The organism is Nostoc sp. UHCC 0252, from assembly GCF_034931145.1.
In the GTDB taxonomy this organism is placed as follows: Bacteria; Cyanobacteriota; Cyanobacteriia; order Cyanobacteriales; family Nostocaceae; genus Nostoc.
On sequence record NZ_JAYGHE010000008.1, the window covers coordinates 91,819 to 112,121 of the forward strand.

Genomic DNA, 20,303 nt, shown 5'->3' on the forward strand with positions numbered 1-20,303 from the left:
AATAAAGAACTGAACAAGCACACAATAGTTTCCCAGGATAACATTTCTCATGAAAGCATTTGTAGCAGGGGCAACGGGTGAAACAGGTCGCCGGATTGTGCAAGAGTTGATAGCGCGAAATATTCCCGTCCGGGCTTTGGTGCGGGATATAGACAAAGCTAGAGGTATTCTGTCTCCTGAAGCCGAATTGGTTGTAGGCGATGTGTTACAACCAGAAAGTTTAAATGCTGCGTTGGGAGACAGCACAGTTCTGTTGGTTGCGACTGGTGCAAAACCTAGTTTTGACCCTACTGGCCCTTATAAAGTAGATTTTGAAGGGACTAAAAATTTAGTAGAAGCTGCCAAAGCAAAGGGGATTGAGCATCTTGTTTTAGTTTCTTCTTTGTGTACTTCGCAGTTCTTCCATCCACTGAACTTGTTTTGGCTGATTTTGGTGTGGAAAAAGCAAGCTGAAGAGTATATCCAGAAAAGTGGTCTGACTTATACGATTGTGCGGCCTGGTGGGTTGAAGAATGAAGATAACCTGGACGCGATCGTGATGCAGAGTGCTGATACACTGTTTGACGGTAGCATCCCCAGGCAGAAAGTCGCCCAAGTTGCTGTTGAGGCGCTGTTTGAAGCAGATGCACGTAATAAAATTGTCGAAATTGTAGCCAAACCTGAAGCAGCCTCAAAAAGTTTTAAGGAGCTATTTCAACAGTGCTGAGATTCTAGAGGATTCTATTCTCCAAAATGATCGGCTCCAATCTGATCGCACTTTGTCAAGTAGCTTGCTTCATTTAAATTTAAATTGACCGCCCTTGATTTTACTTTCTAAAGCGATCGCTCCATCCCACACCCAAAACGTAGGGTTAAAGTGCATTCATTGCTCATACGGCGGTTTAACCCTACAGTTTTTACCATAGACAAGCGATCGCTCTTTTGTAACCTTCATCTCCACAAACAGCGATACAAAATGACTTTTATTGTGGGAAGTACTCACTATTAAAAATCTCTTCGGGAGTAAAAGGGCATTGCTCTGGAAAAATCTCAGAGGACAAACCTGTTTTTTGAATTGCTTGCCTTCTGGCTTTAATATAAACTGCACCTAAGCAGTTAAGAGAATAATTATAAAGTGTTTTAGAACGAAAAGAAAATTCTAGTTCATCACGAAAATTAGTTATTTCTATCTGCCAGCCTCGCTGACAATGTTCTTTTTCACTTTCCCAATAACGATAAAGTAGAAGATGAATTAATAATTGTTTTAAATAGCTTTCTACTTTTCGTCTTTGTTCAATTCCCAAAGCTTCAATTTCTTCTGTTATGTGTTGCCAATCAAGATTATCAATATCTTTGTTTTCTAATTGTTTAAGTGTTGTTTCTACCCATAAATAATAATCTTCTTCATAAAGGGTAGGCTCAACAGATTTTAATATTTCTGTTGTCATAGCTAATCGCGGGAAAAATAAACTATGTTAACCATAACATAATCAGTAGGCGTGAGTCTTTTACTTAGTTGCTATTGTTGAGAGTATCACGCTTGCTATACTGATTTATATCCTTTTTTCATAATTACCAAAAAAATGAGGAAATGGGAATAATAACTAACAATCAGATGTGAACTTTGTCAAAATGAGTTCGTCAATAATTTGTGTTAGCAAAGAGAGCAAATTTGAAGGAGTTAGACTCTGAAAAGCTTTGAATTCAAAGGTGTTGAAAAACTTATTGGGCCAATAGCCGCGCTTCTCGGCTTTGTGTATTTGTTGCAATGGTATATTGGAGACTTGCGATCGCCTTCCGATCCCATCTTTGCAGTTAAACAGCCGCCTTTGGTGATGAAACAGGGCGATCCCTATATCCGTGCTTTAATGCGAACTATCTCGGCGAGTGAAGCTAGTGGAAGCCGTCCCTATTCGCTGTTGTATGGTGGACAACAAGTTAATGATCTTAGCCGACATCCTGAGATATGCGTCACAATTGTCACAGGCCCCAATACAGGTAATTGTTCTACGGCTGCTGGGAGATATCAAATTATCAACATTACTTGGCATCGTTTAGCCCCACTTTATCACCCAAAGCCGATGCAGATGATGTTTTGGACTGCTTATAGTTTTGAAGCAGAGTATCAAGATCAAGTCGTTTATCGTTGGTTAACTGATTCTAAAGTTTGGGGAACTGATATTTCTCAACTGCTGCGTCAGGGAAAGTTAAATGATGTTTTGCGGCGACTCTCTCCGACTTGGACAAGTCTAGGGTATGGTATAGAAACTAATTCTGTTAGTAGCTCTTTGCCTAAAATTTATCAGAAAATGTTGCAAGAGGAATTAACCGCAGCGAATCAACCAACTGTCCAGAATTTGACACCATCGCCAACTCCTTCTAGCAAGCCAGTAAAGAAGCCGTGAGGTTATCTTAATTTCTAACTTGCTATAGATAAAAAATATTTGATATTTTCCACAAATGCCAAGGTATTTTCAAAGTGAATATTATGTCCAGCATTTTTAATTATTTTTAACTGTGCAAATTTACATAGTTTAGCCATTTTTTTATTAATAGATATAAACTTTTCATCATATTCACCAGCTAGTAAGAGTATATGAATTTTATTCTCTTGTAGCTTCTCCCATAAAGGAGGTTGGCATCCATTCCCCATGAAGCGCAATGATTTCTCTAATTCCTGCGGATTGTTTTGCAACCGACTTTGTATCATGCGATCGTATTCTGGATGATTTTTTATATCACCAAAAATTGGTTGATTGTACCAATTTGACAAAAAAGCCGCAAAATCAGTTTGAATAATGCTTCTGCTTAATTTTCTAGCTATTTGAGCATCACGCCTAACTCGTTCTAATCGTTCTGCTTCTGTTGCTAAACCAGGGGAAGCTGATTCTAATACGATTTTAATAAAACGTTCCGGGAAATTTAGAGTTAGGTATAAACCTAATCTTCCACCCATAGAATAACCAATTAAGTGGCATTTATCTATTTTTAATTCATCTAATAAATTGATTATTGCTTGAGCGGTGATTTCCATCCCATAGTATTCATCACCTCCGACAACTTCGGTTTTACCATGTCCTGGTAAATCAAGCGTGAGATAAGAAAAATCTTCAGCTAGCAATTTTATGGCTTCATAAAATTCATGAATATTTCCTATAAAACCGTGCAAGAAAATAATTATAGGTTTGTTTTCATTTAAATTTAAACAATAATTAAAATTATACTTTTCTAAAGTCATTCATATATATAAATTCCAAAATTGCCTATTTGATATTTACAAGTGGAGCAAAGCATAATTCTTTATTTTTATAGGATGGAATAAAGTTAATTCATTTCAGAGGTTTTAGCATTATTAGCATAATAAGGAATAATTGCATCATTTTTAGGGAAATTTTTATAAATAAAGTAAAGAATAAAGGGAATAGATATAGCTAGCAGAAAAACTCGTTGACTTAATAACGGTTGTATTGCAGTTTGATACTCTTTTACCGAAACGAATGCACTTCTTTCGATTTCTGATGTGTTGAAATAATGTCTGATTTTTAAAATTGTAGCAATAGTGTTATAGAAAAAATGAAAAAGCATTGATGTTATTAAGGATCGGGTTTTAAAATATAAAATTGAAAATAGAATACCTGTGATAAATAATGGAATAACATCAAATCTAAAATGTAAAATTGCAAATAGCAAAGATGAAGTTAAAATTCCTGATCTTACCCCCCATTTAACTGCCCATTTTTGCAAAATTATTCCCCTAAAAAAGAATTCTTCTATGATAGGGGCTAATAGTATAACTGAAAAGCTCCAGAGGATCATTTCTAAAATATTAGTAAAGTCTTTTTCATTAATATAACTTTCTACATATTTTGGAAAGACAAATGATAAGTTGTATAATATTAAGGTAGTAGAACCCTTCGCAAAAGCAAATTCTAGAGCAAGAAGAACTGCAACCAGTTTTAAATTAACATAATTTTTATAACCAATAATTTTATTAAGCTTAAACCCTGCTCTCTGCAAAGTTTTTAATAATATAAATCCCCAACAAAGGCTATAAGCTATAGTTAATAAATTAAGGACAGTTTGATTTTTTATTATGTCGGAAAAACTCCAATTATTGAATGAATAAAATAGTCCTAATATAGACCACAACAAAAATGGTATGGCAATGAGCCAAGATAAGAATAACTCTGGAATATTAATTTTATCCCAGGGTTCATCTGCCAATATTTCATCTTGAAAATAAGTTATATTTTTCTTTGAAGGAATAAGTAATAAAATTGATAAACCAAGCAAACTTAATAACCCTAGCCATCCCCATTTATATGAATACCCTTTTGTTTCACTATAGAGATAACATCCTTTAATAAAAAATACATACCCTACTAAGAAAAATCCTACGATTAAAACAGCTATCAAGATACTCAAGCTAGAAAAGAAACTATTTAAATATCTCTTAAATAATCCAAAAATAATCAATGGAAAAAATTTTAAAGCAAGTCCCAGCAAAATTTGATTTATAGCTTTTTCTCTGTTCTTATTTTCCATACATTATCCTCAAGTAGTAACTTCGCTCAAATAAAAGTTTGATAACTACGTGTAATTAGCTACTTGGTGGATAGATAACGCCAAAAGCAGCCTACCATAATACACTTTCAAGGGTATAATTTAGAACTGTGCAATTGCTTTGGAACTGCCCAGACCATTAGCTATGAATATAAAACACTTGTATGAATTTTGGCATAAAGAACCCTTTCCCTGAGTTAATACACCAAATATTGCATCTCTACAAAATGTCTTGTCGTGCTAGTTAATTTTTGATTTTTCTGATTTTTAAGGTAAAAATCGATCTAAAGCAGCTTTTAACTGTTTAATTTCAACTTCAATATTACCCTCTTGTGCGGCTCTAGCAATACATTCAGTTAAATGTTCATCCAAAACAATTCGCGCTACCTTATCTAATGCGCCGCGCACTGCGGCAATTTGCAGTAAAACATCAGGACAAGGGCTATTTTGCTGCACCATTGTCTTAATACCACGAACATGGCCTTCTATACGTGATAATCGATTGGCAATTCGCCGTAAAGATTCTTCGCTATGAATGTGAGGATGAGCAGGCTCTTCAGTCCCATGAGTATGATCTGTATGATTGTGGTCTATATCGTGATGCTGGGAATGTTCTGCTTGCTGGGATATTGGCAAGGATTCCTTTCCTAATCGGTTTGATCCATTCATGGGTTATCAAAGAACTTGTAATACTAAGATCCTAGCCTAGAGCGTTACAGGGGGTGGGGAAGAGGACTTGTGCCCAAGTCCCGCCTACTCCTTACTGCCCATTTCCACTAACTCTACTGCTGACGATTGGCTCTTTCTTGGGGAATAATTTCTGTTACTACCCTACCGCTAGAACTGCCACCTTTGACAACAATATTTTCTGTTTGCAGATTACCAACGGCTGTTTCACCTGTAAAATTTAATGGTGGATCAACTTGCCGATAAACTACATTTCCTTGAGCTTCGACTAACTTATTGTCTAAATACCAAGTTAATGTATTAGATTTCAAAGACTGGCGACGCTGACCAATGGCGTTGACGTTACCTTTTAAATAAACCGTTTTTTGTGGTATTTTCATTTCACCTTGATTGGCGGTAACAGTAAGATTTTCAACACGCTGGAACATCCGCACAGGGGAATTTGTAATAACGCTTTCTGCGTTCATGTTCCAAGTCATAGAGTTACTAGCTATTTGCACTGGCGGGTCTAGTAAATCTAATTGAGCATTCTTTTGAATAGTGGCAATTTTTGTTTTTAAGTTAACTTCGGCATAATTTCCCTTACCGCGATCGCTAATTTTATTATCTTTGTAGCGATCAATTTCTAAAGGGCGATCGCCAATCAGTTTTTCTTCTTTAATATTCCAGATTAAATGCTCGGTTCTTACTTGTAATTGGGGATCAACAGAATTTGCTATTACTTTTCCAGAAAATTCCATACGCTGTTCGCGGGTTTTAACTCGTGCTTCTTGCGCTACAGCTTGTAGTTTTTTGTGAGTACCGTTAATTTGGTTGCGGACAATCAACAAATCTTCTTGGGGTCGCCATTCTAATTCATTGCCTTGCAATACAATTCCATTACTAGGGTCTGTGGCAAATATTTTACCTTTAAGAAACAGTTGCTTCCCATCTTGTTCAATATCTGCAATATCTGCCTTGATTTGGTAAACTACTTTACCATCTTGATATAGTTCACCATAAGGACTTTCAGCCTGACCAATTTGTTTATCTTTGGTGTATTTTGCGGTTTTAGCCCTAACTTTCCAAATTGGTCTTCCCACTTCATCTGCCTGTTCTAGGGTGACATCAAAGAAGGTTAAATCGCTATCTTGCCTAGATGATGCAGGATTTTCTTGAGAAGCTGGAGGGGATTTACCCCCACAGCCTACTAAACCAAATATCAAGAAAAAAACCAAAGATAAAAAAAGGAAGGAGGGAGTGGAGGAGTATTTTTGAATTTTTTTCTCCCCCTGTCTCCCTCTTTTATGAAATTGATACGCCATTATTCTTGGATTTCTAGGTGTCCATCACTAGTTCTGGGGTCTTCCAAAAAGCCGATACCAGATAACGGCCGATATGGATAGCTTTGGCGAGGGGTTTTTTGAATGTCTTCTTTGATGGCTTCTAAGTCGATGTAGCGATCGCTTACATTAATTAAGCTGTCGCTGGTCATCGAACGCAAACTTACCACTTCTACCCGCACGCCACGATAGCTAACTGAATTGACTGCATAAGCCAAATCCCCATCACCGCTAACTAAAACTGCGGTATCATAGGAATCAACTAGTGCCATCATGTCTACAGCTATTTCTACATCCAGGTTAGCTTTTTTAGAGCCATCTGGTAGCTGGACTAAATCCTTAGCAATGACTCGATAGCCATTGCGACGCATCCACAGCAAGAACCCCTGTTGCTTCTCGTTTGTCCGATCTACACCAGTGTAGAAAAAAGACCGCAGGAGTCTAGAACCTCCGGTTAATCGACACAATAGCTTCGTGTAATCAATTTCAATCCCTAATTGCAGTGCAGCGTAAAATAGATTTGAGCCATCAATAAATATGGCGACCCTGCCCCGATTCTCCAAAACTTGTTCTGGCGTAAATATTGAATCGGTTTCAAAATTATTCAACATCATTGTGATACCTCGATTTTTATCCCTGTTATTTTTGATACAAATTACGAACTTTTAGATGCTAGTCACAGCGGCTTATGATAATGTTCCGGGGCTAACATAAATTAAGCTCCGATAAATTTTTTGAGAAAATAAGAAATTGAACAAAATCAGAGTTTGATAAGGACTAATCGTTTTTTGGGGGTTCTATTCGCTTAAAAACTGGTTGGAATGTACCCAACTGTTGTTTACTAGATAGTATCCCCCATGTCGCATGGGTGGCAAAAGGAGCGGTAATTGAACTTTGGATGCGATCGTTGAAGTCTATTCCGAAGCCCAGTTGCTGATAAATATCGCTACTGATGTTCGGAATAATTGGAGAAAGCAGATAAGCTGTCAGTCTAACTGATTCTAAAACTGCGTAGAGAACCTTTTCTACCGACTCCTGCTGTCCCTGTTTATATAATGTCCAAGGAGCTTGTTCATCAATAAACTTATTACTGGCTTGTGCCAGTGAAAGGATAGCACCGCAGGCTTGACTGAAAGCTAGCTGTTCATAAGCTTGTTTTACATGCTCCCCTAGACGTAAACCAATTGTTTTCAAAGGATTTTCGTCAGGAATTCCTTCACTACCGATTGATGGAACATTATTGTCAGCGCAGTATTTCTTCACCATGCTCAAGGTGCGATTGAGCAAATTACCTAAATCATTTGCCAAATCTGCATTCAGAACATTAATGAACCTTACTTCATTAAAATCTCCATCTTTGCCGAATTCGATTTCCTTAAGGAAGTAATAACGAACGGCATCACTACCATAGCGCTGAACTAACGCCACAGGATCAAGGGTGTTACCCAGACTTTTGCCCATCTTTTGACCATCTTTAGTCAAAAAGCCATGCCCAAATACTCTTTCTGGTAAGGGTAAGCCAGCCGACAACAACATTGCTGGCCAGTAAACTGCATGAAAGCGCAAAATATCTTTACCAATTAGGTGCAGGTTGATTGGCCACCATTTTCCTAAAGCATTTTCTAAAGTTGGTTCTGCATCTGGTTCGAGTAATGCCGTCACATAACCTAGCAGCGCGTCAAACCAGACATAAAGGGTATGTTTGGCATCAACTGGTACGGGAAAACCCCAATCTAGATTTATCCGTGAAATGGAAAAGTCTTGTAGTCCTTGATTTACAAAGCTGAGGACTTCATTTCGTCGACTTTCTGGTTGAATAAAATCAGGTTTAGATTGATAAAATTCTGTCAGCTTAGTTTGATATTTAGATAAGCGGAAAAAATAGTTTTGCTCGTCTCGCCACTCAACTTCTTTGTTAGTATGAATCGGGCAACGATGTCCTTCTAGCAGATCCCGTTCTTCTTTAAATTCTTCGCAGGATACGCAATACCAGCCTTGTTGTTGTCCTTGGTAGATATCACCAGATTCCCAAACTCGCTCAAAAAATTCTTTGACGATCGCTTCATGACGAGGCGCAGTAGTCCGACTAAAGCGATCGTATTGAATGTCTAGTAACTGCCACAAACTAACGAAACTAGGGACAATTTCATCGCAAAACTCTTGTGGTGCTTTGCCTAAACTTTCTGCCGATCGCTGAATTTTTTGCCCGTGTTCATCTGTACCTGTGATTAGTAATACCCGATGCCCTAGTAATCTATGAAACCGCGCCACTACATCTGCCGCGATCGTCGTATAAGCGCTGCCTATATGGGGGACATCGTTTACATAATATAGTGGTGTTGTCAGTGCAAATGTCAATTCTTTTTTATTCGCTTGATTCATACAAAATAAAAACTAACTTATTAAACTTACTTTTTTGGGCAAAACCACGCAATTATACAATAATATTTCTATTTTTTCCAATAACATCTTCATAGTAGCAAACTTATCAGGTCAAAAATTGTTTTTTAATATGCATCTATATCAACTTATTTTGCCTACAAGAGATAAATTAACTAACCATAATTTTTTTGAATACTTTCTATTAGAAAATATTGTTACCGAGAATACATAATGCTGAATGCAGAAAATTTAGCTGGTTTTATCAATTCAGATATTTCTATCTTAAGACGGTCATGGCAGCAGTAAAGAAATGTAAAAATTAAGTTAAGATAAACCCCCATATTTACTGGAAAATATATTGATTAGGTATGAGTCGAAATAGCCCCCTAGAGATTTCTCGCGCTTTGGTGGCGGCACTCTCAACCCAAATGTTTCGCTATTATGAGGATCGTATTCCCCAAGATGCTAGCGTTTTGGTAGTCAGCAATCACCGCAGCTTCATGGATGCACCGATTTTAATGGCAGCGTTATCGAATCCGATTCGCTTTGCTTGCCACCATTACATGGGACAAGTGCCAGTAATGCGGGAGATTGTCACCGGTCAATTGGGGTGTTTTCCTTTGGAGAAAACTCAAAACCGCCAACAAAACTTTTTTTCGCAGTCGCAGTTGCTATTGCAGTCTAAGCAGATGGTGGGAGTCTTTCCAGAAGGGACTGAACCAATGGTGAAATTCACTCAACCAAACCAAGTAGGTGAGTTTCAACGGGGATTTGCCCATTTAGCATTGCGAGCCGATGTGCAAGATTTAGCAATTTTGCCGATCGCCATCGCATCCTTAGAAGAGGTAAACACCAATGGTTTTCCCTTAAGGTTTTTGAGTATATTTGACCCTTCAGAACCTTTATTTAATCAAGCTGGTTGGCATCCTTTGGTAATTTATCGTCGGGTTGCGGTGTTAATCGGTCGCCCTTATTGGATTACACCCCAACATCAAAAAAAATATCACGGGAAACAAGCTAGAACTGTTGTGGCTGAACTGACAGAACACTGTCATGGTGAAATTAGCAATTTACTGCGTCAAGGTTGCTATTAAACCATTCAATTCGCTCCTTTGGTGCGGTGCAAACGCAACTTGGATTTTGGATTGTCCAAACAATCAGCAGCCCAAAAGTTTTATACCATTGACTAATGACCATTGACTAATGACCAATGACCAATGACTATCTCTGAAGTTGAGTTAAATCCTTGTTTCCTGACTCCTAAACGAGTACAGCCAGAGTATCCGCTATTGGTATATTTGCCAGGAATGGATGGAACAGGTCAATTATTGCGATCGCAAACTGCTGGATTAGAAACTGGCTTTGATGTTCGTTCTTTGGCGCTTCCCCGCAAAGACATGAATACGTGGGATGTCCTAACTAAGAGTGTATTGGACTTGATCCACGCCGAACTAGAAAAAAGCTCTCGGAGGTCAGTTTATCTATGTGGTGAGTCCTTTGGTGGTTGCTTGGCAATGAAAGTAGCCATCCAAGCGCCGCATTTATTTAAGCGAATTATCTTAATTAACCCAGCTTCGTCTTTCCATCTTCGGACTTGGTTGAGTTGGGCATCTCAACTAACTTACTTAGTGCCATCAGGATTGTATGATGTTGGCGCACTGGGGTTATTGCCGTTTCTAGCATCTTTGCCGCGTATTTCTCGGAGCGATCGCCATGAGTTGCTGAAAACGATGCGTTCTGTACCAGCAGAAACCGTTCTTTGGCGGTTGTCTTTACTGCGAGAATTTGAAATTGATCAAGAAAAGTTAAGTCGCTTAACTCAACCAGTTTTGTTGATTGCCGGTGGTAGCGATCGCCTTTTGCCTTCTGTAACTGAAGTGAAGCGGATAGGGGATATCTTACCAAATAACAAGATTGTGGTGCTGCCCGATTGCGGACACGCTTGTTTGCTAGAGCAAGATATTAATCTCTATGAAATTCTTAAGGATAACGACTTTTTAGAAAATAATGCTGATATAAGCACAGGGCTAGAAGTGAGAGGATAAGGTGGAGGCGATCGCATTACCATAAGTGCAAATCGCCCATAGTTCTCCTGTCTGCTAACTCTGCCGATTTGAGATTTTGGATTAACTTATCCACGACTATGAAAACATCGCTACTCATAGATTATCTCTAAGCTAAAGCCATCCGCTATGGTTTTCTTAAATTGTCGTGCGAAAATCGAAGTCAGTCATTGGTACTAATGACAAATGACAAATGACTAAATCTTATGGCGATATCTTAGCGGGTTTAAAATTTCTGGCTTTGTAGAACATTTCCAAGCTGTTGCGATCGCCGACAAAACGCCAGTGCCAAGGCTCATAATTCACACCTTGAATATTATCTTTAGGAAATGACATTTCAAAGCTGAAACGCGCTGCATTTGCTTGTAGCCATTGATAAGCCTTGGTATTTTCAAAGTTAGTTTGGAGATTAGTTGCTGGCACTCTTCCGTCGCCAACATCCACAGCATAACCTGTGTGATGTTCGCTATGACCAGGAGGAGCGCTGAGGGCGGCTCGTTCTGCTGGCCTTTGATTTCGTTGGGCACCGACACCAAAAAATAATGGATCCTGGTCTTTGACTGAGCGAAAGCCAGAAATTGGTACTAAAGTTACACCAGCACTCCGCGCGGCGGCTACCATCTCCTCAAACTTTTGGGCAGCAGCTTTTCGCATTCTAATGCCCCTATTTGCGGAGATGGTTACTAATTCTGACTGAGGCGCTTCTGGGTATGGGAAATGCCCTAACACAGCATCGCTAGAATTATTAGATGGTGCTGGACTTGGAGAAACTGAAGTAGCTGGTAAAGATTGAGAATCGACGGTTTTTTTGGGTGCGGTGATGAACAAAAAACTGCTAATTAAAGCCAGCAGGATAAATCCCGCCACTCCGCTAATCATCAAAATTTGGGGTTGCAACCACATTTTCGGCGCTGCAACAGGGGTATCGCGTACAGCCACTGGAATATCATCACCAAGGTCATTCGATGAGTTTTGCGGTTTTCCAGAAAACCCTGCCTTATTCAAGGGTAAACTCCTGTTTTTGTGGGATAACCATAACAGATTTTGCACTGGACAAAAGTAGATGTAACAGGTAGCATTTTACATTTGTAGTTCTTAGGCGCAATCTTGATAAATCTTTTAGAACTATACGTCAAGCTGGGAGGATTAGTCCTGGTAGGATTTATTTTGGGACGCAAACTACCTGTGACAGTTCCTACACGTTTAGGACAGTTCCTTTTTTGGGTGGGAGTACCCATAAGCATAGTATCGTTTTTGCGTCAATCTAGTTTGTCAGGGCAAATTTGGATTGCACCTGCGATCGCTTACCTAGCCATTTTACTAGGAGCATTTTTAGCTTGGTTAGCTATTAAAGGACAAGCTTATTTTAGAAATACTGTCCCCCAACCACAAACTCAGGCTAGCTTGATATTAGCAGCAATGTTGGGTAATACGGGTTATCTTGGCTTTCCTATCACTCTAGCAATGGTAGGTAAAGAATATTTTTCTTGGGCGTTATTTTACGATTTACTCGGTTCATTCCCAGGAACTTATACCTTGGGTGTATTAATAGCAGCGCGTTTTGGCAGTGGTGCCCAAAATCATTGGCAGATTGCCAAGTCTATCTTAATTAATCCTGCCCTGTGGGGTTTTGGATTTGGTTTACTCTTTCGACAAGTGACGATTCCCGCGATCGCGGAATTCTGGCTAGAGAAGTTTGCTTGGAGTGGTGTAGGTTTATCTCTACTATTAATTGGAATGCGATTAGCCCTGCTCAAATCTTGGCGTAGCTTACCACAAGTAGGGATGAGCTTGGGAATCAAAATGCTACTAGTTCCCTTGATATTGGGCAGCATATTGCCACTGTTTGGATTAACTGAACCCATAGTAAAGATCATCGTGCTACAAATAGCCATGCCTCCAGCTTTCGGTACACTGGTAATTGCTGAGGCATTCAATCTCGATCGCGATTTGGCAGTTACTGCCTTAGCTGCTGGGACTATAGTATTGCTGGCTACTCTTCCAGTCTGGCTGTGGCTATTTTAGAACAATGCCATCATTGGTAAAATATTTAATACACCTACATTTATTTGTTTAGGTGCTTCTGCTCATAGTCTTTACTTGAGGTCAGGAATTACCTGAATCATTCCAGTCTGGAAGGCTTTGTCGTAGGTGATGATAGGCAAACTTTCGATTTCCGCCTGAGCCATGATCATACGATCAAAGGGATCTCGGTGGGCAATCGGTAGGCTTCCGGCTCTGAGTGCATGGACTGTGGCGATCGCAAGTTCGATAAATTTAGCCTGATGCAATATCTGTGAATATTGCTCAACGAGTTGTTTGGCTTCGGGTAGTTTACCGATACGGTATTTGGTAGCAATTTCCCAGGCGGAAGCACTGCTAACAATGATGCGATGATCTGGGTTGCGAATGATATCTCGGCAGTCAGAGTTGAGTTTTGGATCGTCAAAGAGCCACCACAGAAAGATATGGGTGTCGATGAGGTAACTCATTCCCATTGCTGGAGTTCCTCTTCTGGCAGTGGTTCAAAGAAAGGATCGCCGAGTTGTCCTTTCAATAAACCAGGGTTGCGGGGTTGTGTACGTTCTTGACTTAAACCTAGTCGAAAGTAGTGAATTAGATCATAGAGTTCTGCTAGTTTATCTTCGGGGATGTCTTGCAGTTCTTGGACAATCTTCTGGATCAGCATAAGTCAAATTCTTCGGTGGTTGTTAATGAATAAGTTCGGCGCGGGTTTCAGCTTCGTTCATTATGGCTCGTCTTTGGGATCTGGCAATCGGCGAGGCGCTTTTTGCAGTTTAGTTAAATCAATTAACCATTAAATAAATAGTTTAGAAGCATTATGCATCCTGTACTGGATGTTGCCCATAATATGGCAAAGCCTCCGACCAATTAGGAAATTTGCCTTCTTGCCAATCTAGATTAGCTAATTCCAAAATACTTGTCACCGTCGTTGCTAACCCAGATTTAGCTTGAATCAACTGATAATTAGTATTCCAATTAGCTAAAGTTTCCTGCCATGCTTCTGGTGTGAACACTCTATCTGACAAACACACTTTTAGCTTAAAAATATCTGGCTCAAACTGATAAATAGCAGCAAAAATTTGACCTCGTTGTGCTGGCATTTCCACAGCAATAGTTTTTGACTTTTGACTCTTACCTGCTTCTGCCCAAGCTACGGCAGCCAAAGTTGAAATTGCAAATACAGGAATATCTAACTGTTGCCCTAAAGTCCGAGCAGTAACAACGCCAATTCGAGTTCCTGTAAAGCCGCCGGGGCCTTTTGCAACTGCGATAAATGACAAATCTGCCCAAGTTTGTGGTTTGATAAAGTCAATTAAATATTGATGTATTAGGCTGGATAAATCACGCCCCAAATTACAAACTTGAGAGCGAGTATCGCCAGTAAAATTACTAATTGCTAGTCCTAATTCGGGAGTAGTGGTATGCAGTGATAAAGCGTATTTATTTGTTGTGAGGTGTTTTAGTTCTGTGGTCAAAGTTAATTAAAATATCTATTTTTATAGAGTTAAGGTGATTTATTTAAGCATATAGCATAGTGGTTTTAATTGAATAGACCACACTTTCTTCCTTTTGCTTTGGACAGAAGTCTTAGTCCAAACGTTTTACTGTTTCAACCAAATCAGAACGCGATCGCGCTTGCGCCCACCGCAGGCGATCGCAAATATTCGCTTTCCTAACATCTCCTCTCCACACCTGAATTAGCGATCGCTGATGGACAAAATATCTATTTGAAGCATATCTGACGTAAGGGCACAGCAATGCTGTGCCCCTACCGCATGGTCTATTTAGCTGCAAATAACTGTAAGATACACCAATCATTTTCTATCAAGTGGGCACTAATTCACCAGGACGCAATTTCGACCACTTACCTGTTTCCCGTTTAAAGCTGAGACAACCAACAACATCCCATTCCATCTCAATCACATCATCTTTAGTCCGAATGTTGACATTGATAGAAGGTTCATTCGGATCAAAATTTGGTGTTTCGGTCAAGTGAGGCTGTTGGTGCTGCCCTTCCACGGCATGATAGGTAACACAGCTGTCTACATAGTGGCAGTTCACACAAATACACATAATAGAACCAACTCCAGGGGCCTTTATTGTTAATCTAACTTAAGCCCAACCGTTATTCATGAGTTGCTGGGTTGATTTTTATTACAATGCATGAATCAATTCCCTCTACCCTAGCTCCCGAAAATTGGCCTTTTAGTTTAGAATTCTTGCCACAACCTGCTTACATGGTAGGCGGTGCTGTGCGTGATGCGCTCCTTGGCAGAACTCGTGAATATCTGGATCTAGATTTTGTTATACCATCTAAGGCGGTAAAGGTAGCAAGAGCGATCGCTCATCATTACAAAGCTGGTTTTGTCTTACTCGATGCAGAACGACAAATTGCCCGCGTGGTTTTTCCCCATGCTACGGCTGACTTTGCCCAGCAGGAAGGAGATAGTGTAGAAGTTGATTTGCACAGACGAGATTTTACAGTCAATGCGATCGCCTATAATCCTCATACGCAAGAAATTATCGATCCTCTACAAGGTTATGTAGACTTACAACAGGGCATTTTGCGAATGATATCACCCGCAAACTTAGAAGATGACCCTTTACGGTTAATGCGAGGTTATCGCCAAGCTGCCCAACTAGGTTTTACTATTGAACCAGCTACTCGAACCGCAATTTGTTCTTTAGCATCACATCTGAGCAAAGTTGCAGCCGAACGAGTGCGGGTAGAAATTGGCTATCTACTGGCAAATTCTCAGGGTACTCCTTGGATAACCAGTGCTTGGGAAGATGGTTTACTTGCGCCTTTCTTCAAAAATGCTACTCGTGAAAGTTTGATCAAACTAGCAGCAGTTGACAATGCAGCCTCCTTACTTACAGAAAATTGGCAACAATTAGGGGCACAACTGCAAGAATATGTCCGCGATAGTATCAAAACTACTTGGTTAAGTATTGCCAAACTTGCTTGTCTGGTCAACCCCAATCCAGAATTAGCAGAAATAGAGCTACAGGAATTAACTTATAGCCGTGCTGAAATCCGGGGTGTAACCACTGCTCTAAAATTGTCACCGCAACTTCAAGCAATTAATATGCCCTTGCGTGAACAATACTTTTTATTCCGTGACGCAGATATTGTGTTTCCCGCTATGGCAGTGCTAGCTATGGCACTTAATAATTGGGTAGGGGCGATGTCTGATGACAAGCCACTACACACAGCAGTCGCTACAAGTTTGGAAACCAAAGTAACGGGCTGCCAAGTCTTAGCATCTTTGATCAACCGCTACCTGAACCCTGATGATCTGGTCGCTCATCCCCCTCTAATAGTGAGCGGGAAGGAGTTGATTATAGCATTAGATATTCCAGCTTCACCAATTATCGGTCAACTTTTGACAGAAATTGCTGTAGCACAAGCTGAGGGGAAAGTTTCAACGCCAACAGAAGCGATCGCTTATGCACGTCAGTTACAAGAGAAGACGGAAGGTAATTAAATATATCGGCTTAGAGACACGCGATACGAGACTTGAAGAAGAATTCAGAAGTCAGAATTCAGGTTTCAATTTGGTGTTCTTCAATCCAATTATTCATCCGCCAGTCATACAGAATTCATTCTGAATTCTGACTCCTGACTCCTGAATTCTGTTCAATAAATCATTTAGTGAATACTTGCAAGTATAGGTATCATATATGCTACTATTTGCTTGATATGAAGATGTTGTTTTCTTCTCTAAAATTCAGTCCAGATGGATTACATACCAGACTATTCATTTTTTTCCCTAGTTAGTCATTTGAATACATCCTCGTACAATTACTTAAGCACTTATCATAAAAAAAGACCTCTTGGTTTTCCTGACGGGCACAGTCTTTATCCCTAGCCTTTCTTGGATAGGAATAACTGCTGATGAATGGACAGCCTTTAATTTTGGTTGTAGAACAAAGTCTACATGATTTAGAGCTACTTAATTCTCATCTAAAAATATTAAATTTCTCATGCATTTGTACTAAACAAGGAGTGAGGGCTGTGATATTGGCGCAAACTCATCAACCAGATGTAATTCTTCTAGATACAATGCTATCAAATTGGAGTGCTAGCCGAGTCATTGATAACCTCAAACACGATGCAAAAACTGCTACTATCCCAATCATTGCAGTAACACCTCTAACAGTGACTCAAGATGATGAATCTACTATGCTTACAGGATTTGATGATTGCATTACTAAACCCTATGATTTTAATCAATTAGAAATAATAATTAGTCGCCACATCAGTCAGCTAAGTTATTTAAATTTATCTTGGAAATAGATTCGCAATGAGGAATATCAGATAATTGATTGACAATCACAATAATTCCAGTCCGACCTGTTGCTAAATTGGTGTTAGCCATGAGTTGAGAACAGGTTGACCAATAATTTCCTCAATCAAATTTTTTAATTCTGGTTTAATTATTTTTTATAATGATTTTGTGCCAAACAAGCGATCGCGTGTATTTCTCAATCCAGAAATAATATGGCTATATTTATCCAAGTAGTCATAAATAGTAGCAGTATAGAGAGACACATAAGGATGTAACTTGATCATTCTGATGAAGCGAATAAGCGGACAAGTGCAAATATATCAGCGAAACATGCCCTAACCGTTGCGTTTATCATGAAACCTCACAGCTATGGTTTTGTTGAGATCAGGGACAGGCAGCAAAAATACCTCCCAATGCGATCTTCTGGAAACACTCCCAATTTGTTTAAATAAAGCGCGATGTAACTGTGCTTCTGTAATTCTCAAGCACTGATTAAATCCCAAATCAGCATGGTTCTAATTTTTAGAGATGTTTTTTATCAGCTATTAGTCACTAGGGATCTCTCTACTATCTTTAGTCAAGTTTTATTTTTATTATTTTAAATTTCGAGTGTGGTATTAGTCATATTGCTGAATATAATCAACAACACAGAAAATTCACAAATAGCAATTAATCACCGCAAATTTAAAGATGGCTTTAAAAATGATTGAATCGATATATTTTGTGAGAAAGTTAATACAAAGGTATATTCACTGATCTCAACTTTATGGATTCTTTATCTATCAATTCCTTACTTGAAGAGTTGAAAAACCCAGATGCTACAGTCCGCGATAAGGCAACCAGAAAAATTTGGCGGATATGGTTTCAGCAAAAGGGAATCTATGGGCTAGAAATAATTGATCGCAGTCAAAAGTTACTGGATGCAGGTGAAATTGCTGAGGCAGAAACAGCGCTAACAGCATTAATCAAAGAACAGCCAGATTTCGCCGAAGCCTGGAATCGTCGGGCTTTTCTCTATTACAGTATTGGTGATTATCAGAAATCTTTAGCAGATTGTCAGATGGTTGTACAGATCAATCCGATACATTTCGGGGCGCTTCACGGCATGGGCTTGTGTTACGCCGCGCTAGGAGAGTATGGTGAAGCTATCCGAGCTTTTCAAAGCGCTCTAGAAATTCAGCCCTATTCGCTAGTGAATCAAAAGTTGATTTTAGAATGTACATTTAGATTCAGCTACAACGGCAGATAGGAGAAACATCATACTGTTTTATGAATCCGTTATTGCCCTCATCACTAGTAATTCATCGCCTTATTCACCGCAATTTGATTAAATACATTTCTATCGGTATTGGTAGTGGTACTCAATTGTTGATGGGGATGCGGTAGATTTTTTATGGGTTATAGCATTAGTGCCCTGAACGCCATAGTACAACCTATTCCCAAAATCAGAGTTGTAGCAATTTTCTAGAAAGATCCCCAGTCTCTCATCGTCCATCCCAACACAGCAACTACAACCCTTATTGACCTCAGAGATAACCCATTCTCTACTTTTGCTAACATCACCTGTTGACCTGTTCTGAAAGCGAAGTCCGATTTTACTGATGGGGTGCAAATGCAATGATTGCAGGCATCATTTACTAATTACCCAAACTCGATATTTTTGTTTGTTTTCGGTCTTTCATAATCTATTTAATTCCAGCAAAAAGCTTTTGTTAGCTCAATTCCTGGTTTTATGAAAACCCCGACGTTTGCGCCCATTTTCAAGCAGGGGTTTTCGCAACGGCACTACCTCAGCCTCACTGCTCTCGCGTGCTACCCGAATCAGCAATCCAGCAGCTATCAAGCTGGCAATCATAGAATTACCACCATAACTAAACATGGGCAAAGGTAAGCCAGTAGTTGGTAGAGAACCTGTAGCCACACCAATATGGAGCAATGATTGTCCTACCATCAAAATCGTCACGCCGATCGCTACTAATCTATGTACTATATTTTTAGCCTTCAGCGCCACAACTAATCCGAGAGTAGCGAATGTAGCTAAAAGCACCAATAACACCATACTGCCAACAAAGCCAAACTCTTCAGCAAACACCGCAAAAATAAAATCGGTATCTTGAATTGGTAAATAAAACAGCTTTTGTTGAGAAAGCCCATATCCAGCTCCCCAAGTTTTACCAGAACCCACAGCAAGTAGACTTTGCACCAACTGGTAGCCATCTCCTGTAGCATCCTCCCAAGGATTGAGGAATGACATCACCCGCCTACGCTGGTACTCTTTGATACTAATACTGAGTAGTGCCAACATGACTCCACCAATTGCTGTTCCTCCCAGGTACTTGTAAGGTAAGCCAGCCGCTAAAGCAATTAGCCAGATAGTCATACCGCAAAGTGCCGTTGTACTCAAGTTCGGCTGGGCAAGAATTCCTAAAAGTACCAAACCAAAAACGCCCAACCAAGCGAAGCGAACCCGCCAACTGATTCGTTCCCACTGACCAAAAAGCCTCGCACTTTGCAACACCAAAAAGGGTTTAATGAGTTCTGAGGGTTGTATTGGAATTGGCCCGATCGCAATCCAACGTGCTGCATCAAAAGCCTTTTTTCCCAATCCTGGGATTAGTGTGACAAAAATTAACCCCAAAAACAGCAACAAAAACCAATGGGATAATCCCAAAATTTTCTGTAAGGGCAAATTAACAATAATATTGAACCCAATTAAGGAGACTAAGACCCAAAGCAGTTGACGTTTAAAGTAGTACAAACCATCATTCTGACGGGCATCAGCGACAGGATATGATGCTGAAAATAGCATGATCAAGCCGACGAACAGCCAAATCAAGGTTAACCAGCGCAACAACCGCGCTTCTAATGCCCAGTTGGAGACTGAACTATCAAAAATTGGAATCAGGCGGCGTAGATTCACGAGCAGTACAGGTAAAAAAAGTTAGAAATTAGGAGTTAAAAATAAAACTCATAAATCATAACTTATAACT

Annotated in this window: 23 protein-coding genes; 8 read left to right on the plus strand and 15 right to left on the minus strand. The window is 39.6% G+C overall.

The window, feature by feature from the left end; genetic code table 11:
- Positions 1–49 precede the first annotated feature (49 nt).
- Positions 50–706 (plus strand): NAD(P)H-binding protein, encoded by a 657-nt coding sequence (locus tag VB732_RS07645; protein ID WP_323230215.1) that lies wholly within the window; start codon positions 50–52, stop codon positions 704–706.
- A gap of 256 nt (positions 707–962) precedes the next feature.
- Here the strand turns inward: VB732_RS07645 and VB732_RS07650 are convergent, their stop codons facing one another.
- Positions 963–1,427 carry a DUF29 domain-containing protein gene (locus VB732_RS07650; protein WP_323230216.1) on the minus strand — a complete coding sequence of 155 codons (465 nt, stop codon included), beginning with the start codon at positions 1,425–1,427 and terminating at the stop codon, positions 963–965.
- Between the two features lie 306 nt (positions 1,428–1,733).
- On the opposite strand from VB732_RS07650, the gene VB732_RS07655 reads away from it, so the two are divergent.
- On the plus strand, positions 1,734–2,384 hold the full coding sequence (locus tag VB732_RS07655; protein WP_323230217.1) for a glycoside hydrolase family protein: 651 nt from the start codon (positions 1,734–1,736) through the stop codon (positions 2,382–2,384).
- A 14-nt stretch (positions 2,385–2,398) separates the two neighbouring features.
- Here the strand turns inward: VB732_RS07655 and menH are convergent, their stop codons facing one another.
- From menH to metG, 6 genes are all read right to left on the minus strand, one after another.
- Complete coding sequence (gene menH / locus VB732_RS07660; protein ID WP_323230218.1) at positions 2,399–3,217, minus strand: 2-succinyl-6-hydroxy-2,4-cyclohexadiene-1-carboxylate synthase; 819 nt, start codon at positions 3,215–3,217, stop codon at positions 2,399–2,401.
- A gap of 86 nt (positions 3,218–3,303) precedes the next feature.
- The gene (locus VB732_RS07665) at positions 3,304–4,524 is read right to left on the minus strand and encodes a CPBP family intramembrane glutamic endopeptidase (protein WP_323230219.1); all 1,221 of its coding nucleotides are present in this window, start codon (positions 4,522–4,524) and stop codon (positions 3,304–3,306) included.
- A 285-nt stretch (positions 4,525–4,809) separates the two neighbouring features.
- Positions 4,810–5,211 carry a metal-sensitive transcriptional regulator gene (locus VB732_RS07670; RefSeq protein WP_323230220.1) on the minus strand — a complete coding sequence of 134 codons (402 nt, stop codon included), beginning with the start codon at positions 5,209–5,211 and terminating at the stop codon, positions 4,810–4,812.
- Positions 5,212–5,324: 113 nt separating this feature from the next.
- Positions 5,325–6,533, minus strand: coding sequence for an LPS export ABC transporter periplasmic protein LptC (gene lptC / locus VB732_RS07675; protein WP_323230221.1), 1,209 nt, complete (start codon positions 6,531–6,533; stop codon positions 5,325–5,327).
- Positions 6,533–7,162: an NYN domain-containing protein gene (locus tag VB732_RS07680; protein WP_041565095.1), complete on the minus strand. Its 630-nt coding sequence runs from the start codon at positions 7,160–7,162 to the stop codon at positions 6,533–6,535. The genes lptC and VB732_RS07680 overlap by 1 nt, the downstream gene beginning before the upstream one ends.
- A 166-nt stretch (positions 7,163–7,328) precedes the next feature.
- Positions 7,329–8,933 carry a methionine--tRNA ligase gene (gene metG / locus VB732_RS07685; RefSeq protein WP_323230222.1) on the minus strand — a complete coding sequence of 535 codons (1,605 nt, stop codon included), beginning with the start codon at positions 8,931–8,933 and terminating at the stop codon, positions 7,329–7,331.
- Positions 8,934–9,301: 368 nt separating this feature from the next.
- On the opposite strand from metG, the gene VB732_RS07690 reads away from it, so the two are divergent.
- Positions 9,302–10,027, plus strand: a complete 726-nt coding sequence (locus tag VB732_RS07690; RefSeq protein ID WP_323230223.1) for a 1-acyl-sn-glycerol-3-phosphate acyltransferase — start codon at positions 9,302–9,304, stop codon at positions 10,025–10,027.
- 123 nt (positions 10,028–10,150) lie between these two features.
- A complete protein-coding gene (locus VB732_RS07695; RefSeq protein ID WP_323230224.1) occupies positions 10,151–10,978 on the plus strand; it encodes an alpha/beta hydrolase in 828 nt (275 codons plus the stop codon).
- Positions 10,979–11,200: 222 nt separating this feature from the next.
- Here the strand turns inward: VB732_RS07695 and VB732_RS07700 are convergent, their stop codons facing one another.
- Positions 11,201–12,001, minus strand: coding sequence for a M15 family metallopeptidase (locus tag VB732_RS07700; RefSeq protein WP_323230225.1), 801 nt, complete (start codon positions 11,999–12,001; stop codon positions 11,201–11,203).
- A gap of 102 nt (positions 12,002–12,103) precedes the next feature.
- On the opposite strand from VB732_RS07700, the gene VB732_RS07705 reads away from it, so the two are divergent.
- On the plus strand, positions 12,104–13,021 hold the full coding sequence (locus tag VB732_RS07705; protein ID WP_323230226.1) for an AEC family transporter: 918 nt from the start codon (positions 12,104–12,106) through the stop codon (positions 13,019–13,021).
- A 71-nt stretch (positions 13,022–13,092) separates the two neighbouring features.
- On the opposite strand, the gene VB732_RS07710 is transcribed toward VB732_RS07705, so the two are convergent.
- The 5 genes from VB732_RS07710 to VB732_RS07730 form a co-directional block, all read right to left on the minus strand.
- Positions 13,093–13,494: a type II toxin-antitoxin system VapC family toxin gene (locus tag VB732_RS07710; protein WP_323230227.1), complete on the minus strand. Its 402-nt coding sequence runs from the start codon at positions 13,492–13,494 to the stop codon at positions 13,093–13,095.
- Positions 13,485–13,685: a hypothetical protein gene (locus VB732_RS07715; protein WP_323230228.1), complete on the minus strand. Its 201-nt coding sequence runs from the start codon at positions 13,683–13,685 to the stop codon at positions 13,485–13,487. The genes VB732_RS07710 and VB732_RS07715 overlap by 10 nt, the downstream gene beginning before the upstream one ends.
- Positions 13,686–13,836: 151 nt before the next feature.
- Positions 13,837–14,496 carry a tRNA (adenosine(37)-N6)-threonylcarbamoyltransferase complex dimerization subunit type 1 TsaB gene (gene tsaB, locus VB732_RS07720; protein WP_323230229.1) on the minus strand — a complete coding sequence of 220 codons (660 nt, stop codon included), beginning with the start codon at positions 14,494–14,496 and terminating at the stop codon, positions 13,837–13,839.
- Positions 14,497–14,608: 112 nt separating this feature from the next.
- On the minus strand, positions 14,609–14,839 hold the full coding sequence (locus tag VB732_RS07725; RefSeq protein ID WP_323230230.1) for a hypothetical protein: 231 nt from the start codon (positions 14,837–14,839) through the stop codon (positions 14,609–14,611).
- A gap of 6 nt (positions 14,840–14,845) precedes the next feature.
- Positions 14,846–15,094, minus strand: coding sequence for a Ycf34 family protein (locus tag VB732_RS07730; RefSeq protein WP_118167283.1), 249 nt, complete (start codon positions 15,092–15,094; stop codon positions 14,846–14,848).
- Between the two features lie 86 nt (positions 15,095–15,180).
- Between VB732_RS07730 and VB732_RS07735 the strand changes: the two genes are divergently transcribed.
- On the plus strand, positions 15,181–16,509 hold the full coding sequence (locus tag VB732_RS07735; RefSeq protein WP_323230231.1) for a CCA tRNA nucleotidyltransferase: 1,329 nt from the start codon (positions 15,181–15,183) through the stop codon (positions 16,507–16,509).
- A gap of 410 nt (positions 16,510–16,919) precedes the next feature.
- On the plus strand, positions 16,920–17,321 hold the full coding sequence (locus tag VB732_RS07740) for a response regulator (RefSeq protein WP_323230232.1): 402 nt from the start codon (positions 16,920–16,922) through the stop codon (positions 17,319–17,321).
- A gap of 147 nt (positions 17,322–17,468) precedes the next feature.
- Here VB732_RS07740 and VB732_RS07745 read toward each other — a convergent pair whose 3' ends face one another.
- Complete coding sequence (locus tag VB732_RS07745; RefSeq protein WP_323230233.1) at positions 17,469–17,597, minus strand: hypothetical protein; 129 nt, start codon at positions 17,595–17,597, stop codon at positions 17,469–17,471.
- A 482-nt stretch (positions 17,598–18,079) separates the two neighbouring features.
- Here VB732_RS07745 and VB732_RS07750 point away from each other — a divergent pair, with 482 nt between their 5' ends.
- Entirely contained in the window at positions 18,080–18,562 is a 483-nt protein-coding gene (locus VB732_RS07750) for a tetratricopeptide repeat protein (RefSeq protein WP_323230234.1), read from the plus strand.
- A 468-nt stretch (positions 18,563–19,030) separates the two neighbouring features.
- On the opposite strand, the gene VB732_RS07755 is transcribed toward VB732_RS07750, so the two are convergent.
- Positions 19,031–20,233, minus strand: coding sequence for an FtsW/RodA/SpoVE family cell cycle protein (locus tag VB732_RS07755; protein ID WP_323230235.1), 1,203 nt, complete (start codon positions 20,231–20,233; stop codon positions 19,031–19,033).
- Positions 20,234–20,303: the final 70 nt, after the last annotated feature.

Excerpts from the sequence above, each read along its gene's own strand:
- VB732_RS07715 (WP_323230228.1), bottom strand. The coding sequence starts at position 13,685 with ATGCTGATCCAGAAGATTGTCCAAGAACTGCAAGACATCCCCGAAGAT.
- VB732_RS07665 (WP_323230219.1), bottom strand. The coding sequence starts at position 4,524 with ATGGAAAATAAGAACAGAGAAAAAGCTATAAATCAAATTTTGCTGGGA.
- VB732_RS07645 (WP_323230215.1), top strand. The coding sequence starts at position 50 with ATGAAAGCATTTGTAGCAGGGGCAACGGGTGAAACAGGTCGCCGGATT.
- VB732_RS07680 (WP_041565095.1), bottom strand. The coding sequence starts at position 7,162 with ATGTTGAATAATTTTGAAACCGATTCAATATTTACGCCAGAACAAGTT.
- VB732_RS07670 (WP_323230220.1), bottom strand. The coding sequence starts at position 5,211 with ATGAATGGATCAAACCGATTAGGAAAGGAATCCTTGCCAATATCCCAG.
- VB732_RS07725 (WP_323230230.1), bottom strand. The coding sequence starts at position 14,839 with ATGATTGGTGTATCTTACAGTTATTTGCAGCTAAATAGACCATGCGGT.
- VB732_RS07745 (WP_323230233.1), bottom strand. The coding sequence starts at position 17,597 with ATGATCAAGTTACATCCTTATGTGTCTCTCTATACTGCTACTATTTAT.
- VB732_RS07730 (WP_118167283.1), bottom strand. The coding sequence starts at position 15,094 with ATGTGTATTTGTGTGAACTGCCACTATGTAGACAGCTGTGTTACCTAT.
- VB732_RS07735 (WP_323230231.1), top strand. The coding sequence starts at position 15,181 with ATGCATGAATCAATTCCCTCTACCCTAGCTCCCGAAAATTGGCCTTTT.
- lptC (WP_323230221.1), bottom strand. The coding sequence starts at position 6,533 with ATGGCGTATCAATTTCATAAAAGAGGGAGACAGGGGGAGAAAAAAATT.
- VB732_RS07695 (WP_323230224.1), top strand. The coding sequence starts at position 10,151 with ATGACTATCTCTGAAGTTGAGTTAAATCCTTGTTTCCTGACTCCTAAA.
- VB732_RS07740 (WP_323230232.1), top strand. The coding sequence starts at position 16,920 with ATGAATGGACAGCCTTTAATTTTGGTTGTAGAACAAAGTCTACATGAT.
- VB732_RS07710 (WP_323230227.1), bottom strand. The coding sequence starts at position 13,494 with ATGGGAATGAGTTACCTCATCGACACCCATATCTTTCTGTGGTGGCTC.
- menH (WP_323230218.1), bottom strand. The coding sequence starts at position 3,217 with ATGACTTTAGAAAAGTATAATTTTAATTATTGTTTAAATTTAAATGAA.
- metG (WP_323230222.1), bottom strand. The coding sequence starts at position 8,933 with ATGAATCAAGCGAATAAAAAAGAATTGACATTTGCACTGACAACACCA.
- VB732_RS07650 (WP_323230216.1), bottom strand. The coding sequence starts at position 1,427 with ATGACAACAGAAATATTAAAATCTGTTGAGCCTACCCTTTATGAAGAA.
- VB732_RS07750 (WP_323230234.1), top strand. The coding sequence starts at position 18,080 with ATGGATTCTTTATCTATCAATTCCTTACTTGAAGAGTTGAAAAACCCA.
- VB732_RS07690 (WP_323230223.1), top strand. The coding sequence starts at position 9,302 with ATGAGTCGAAATAGCCCCCTAGAGATTTCTCGCGCTTTGGTGGCGGCA.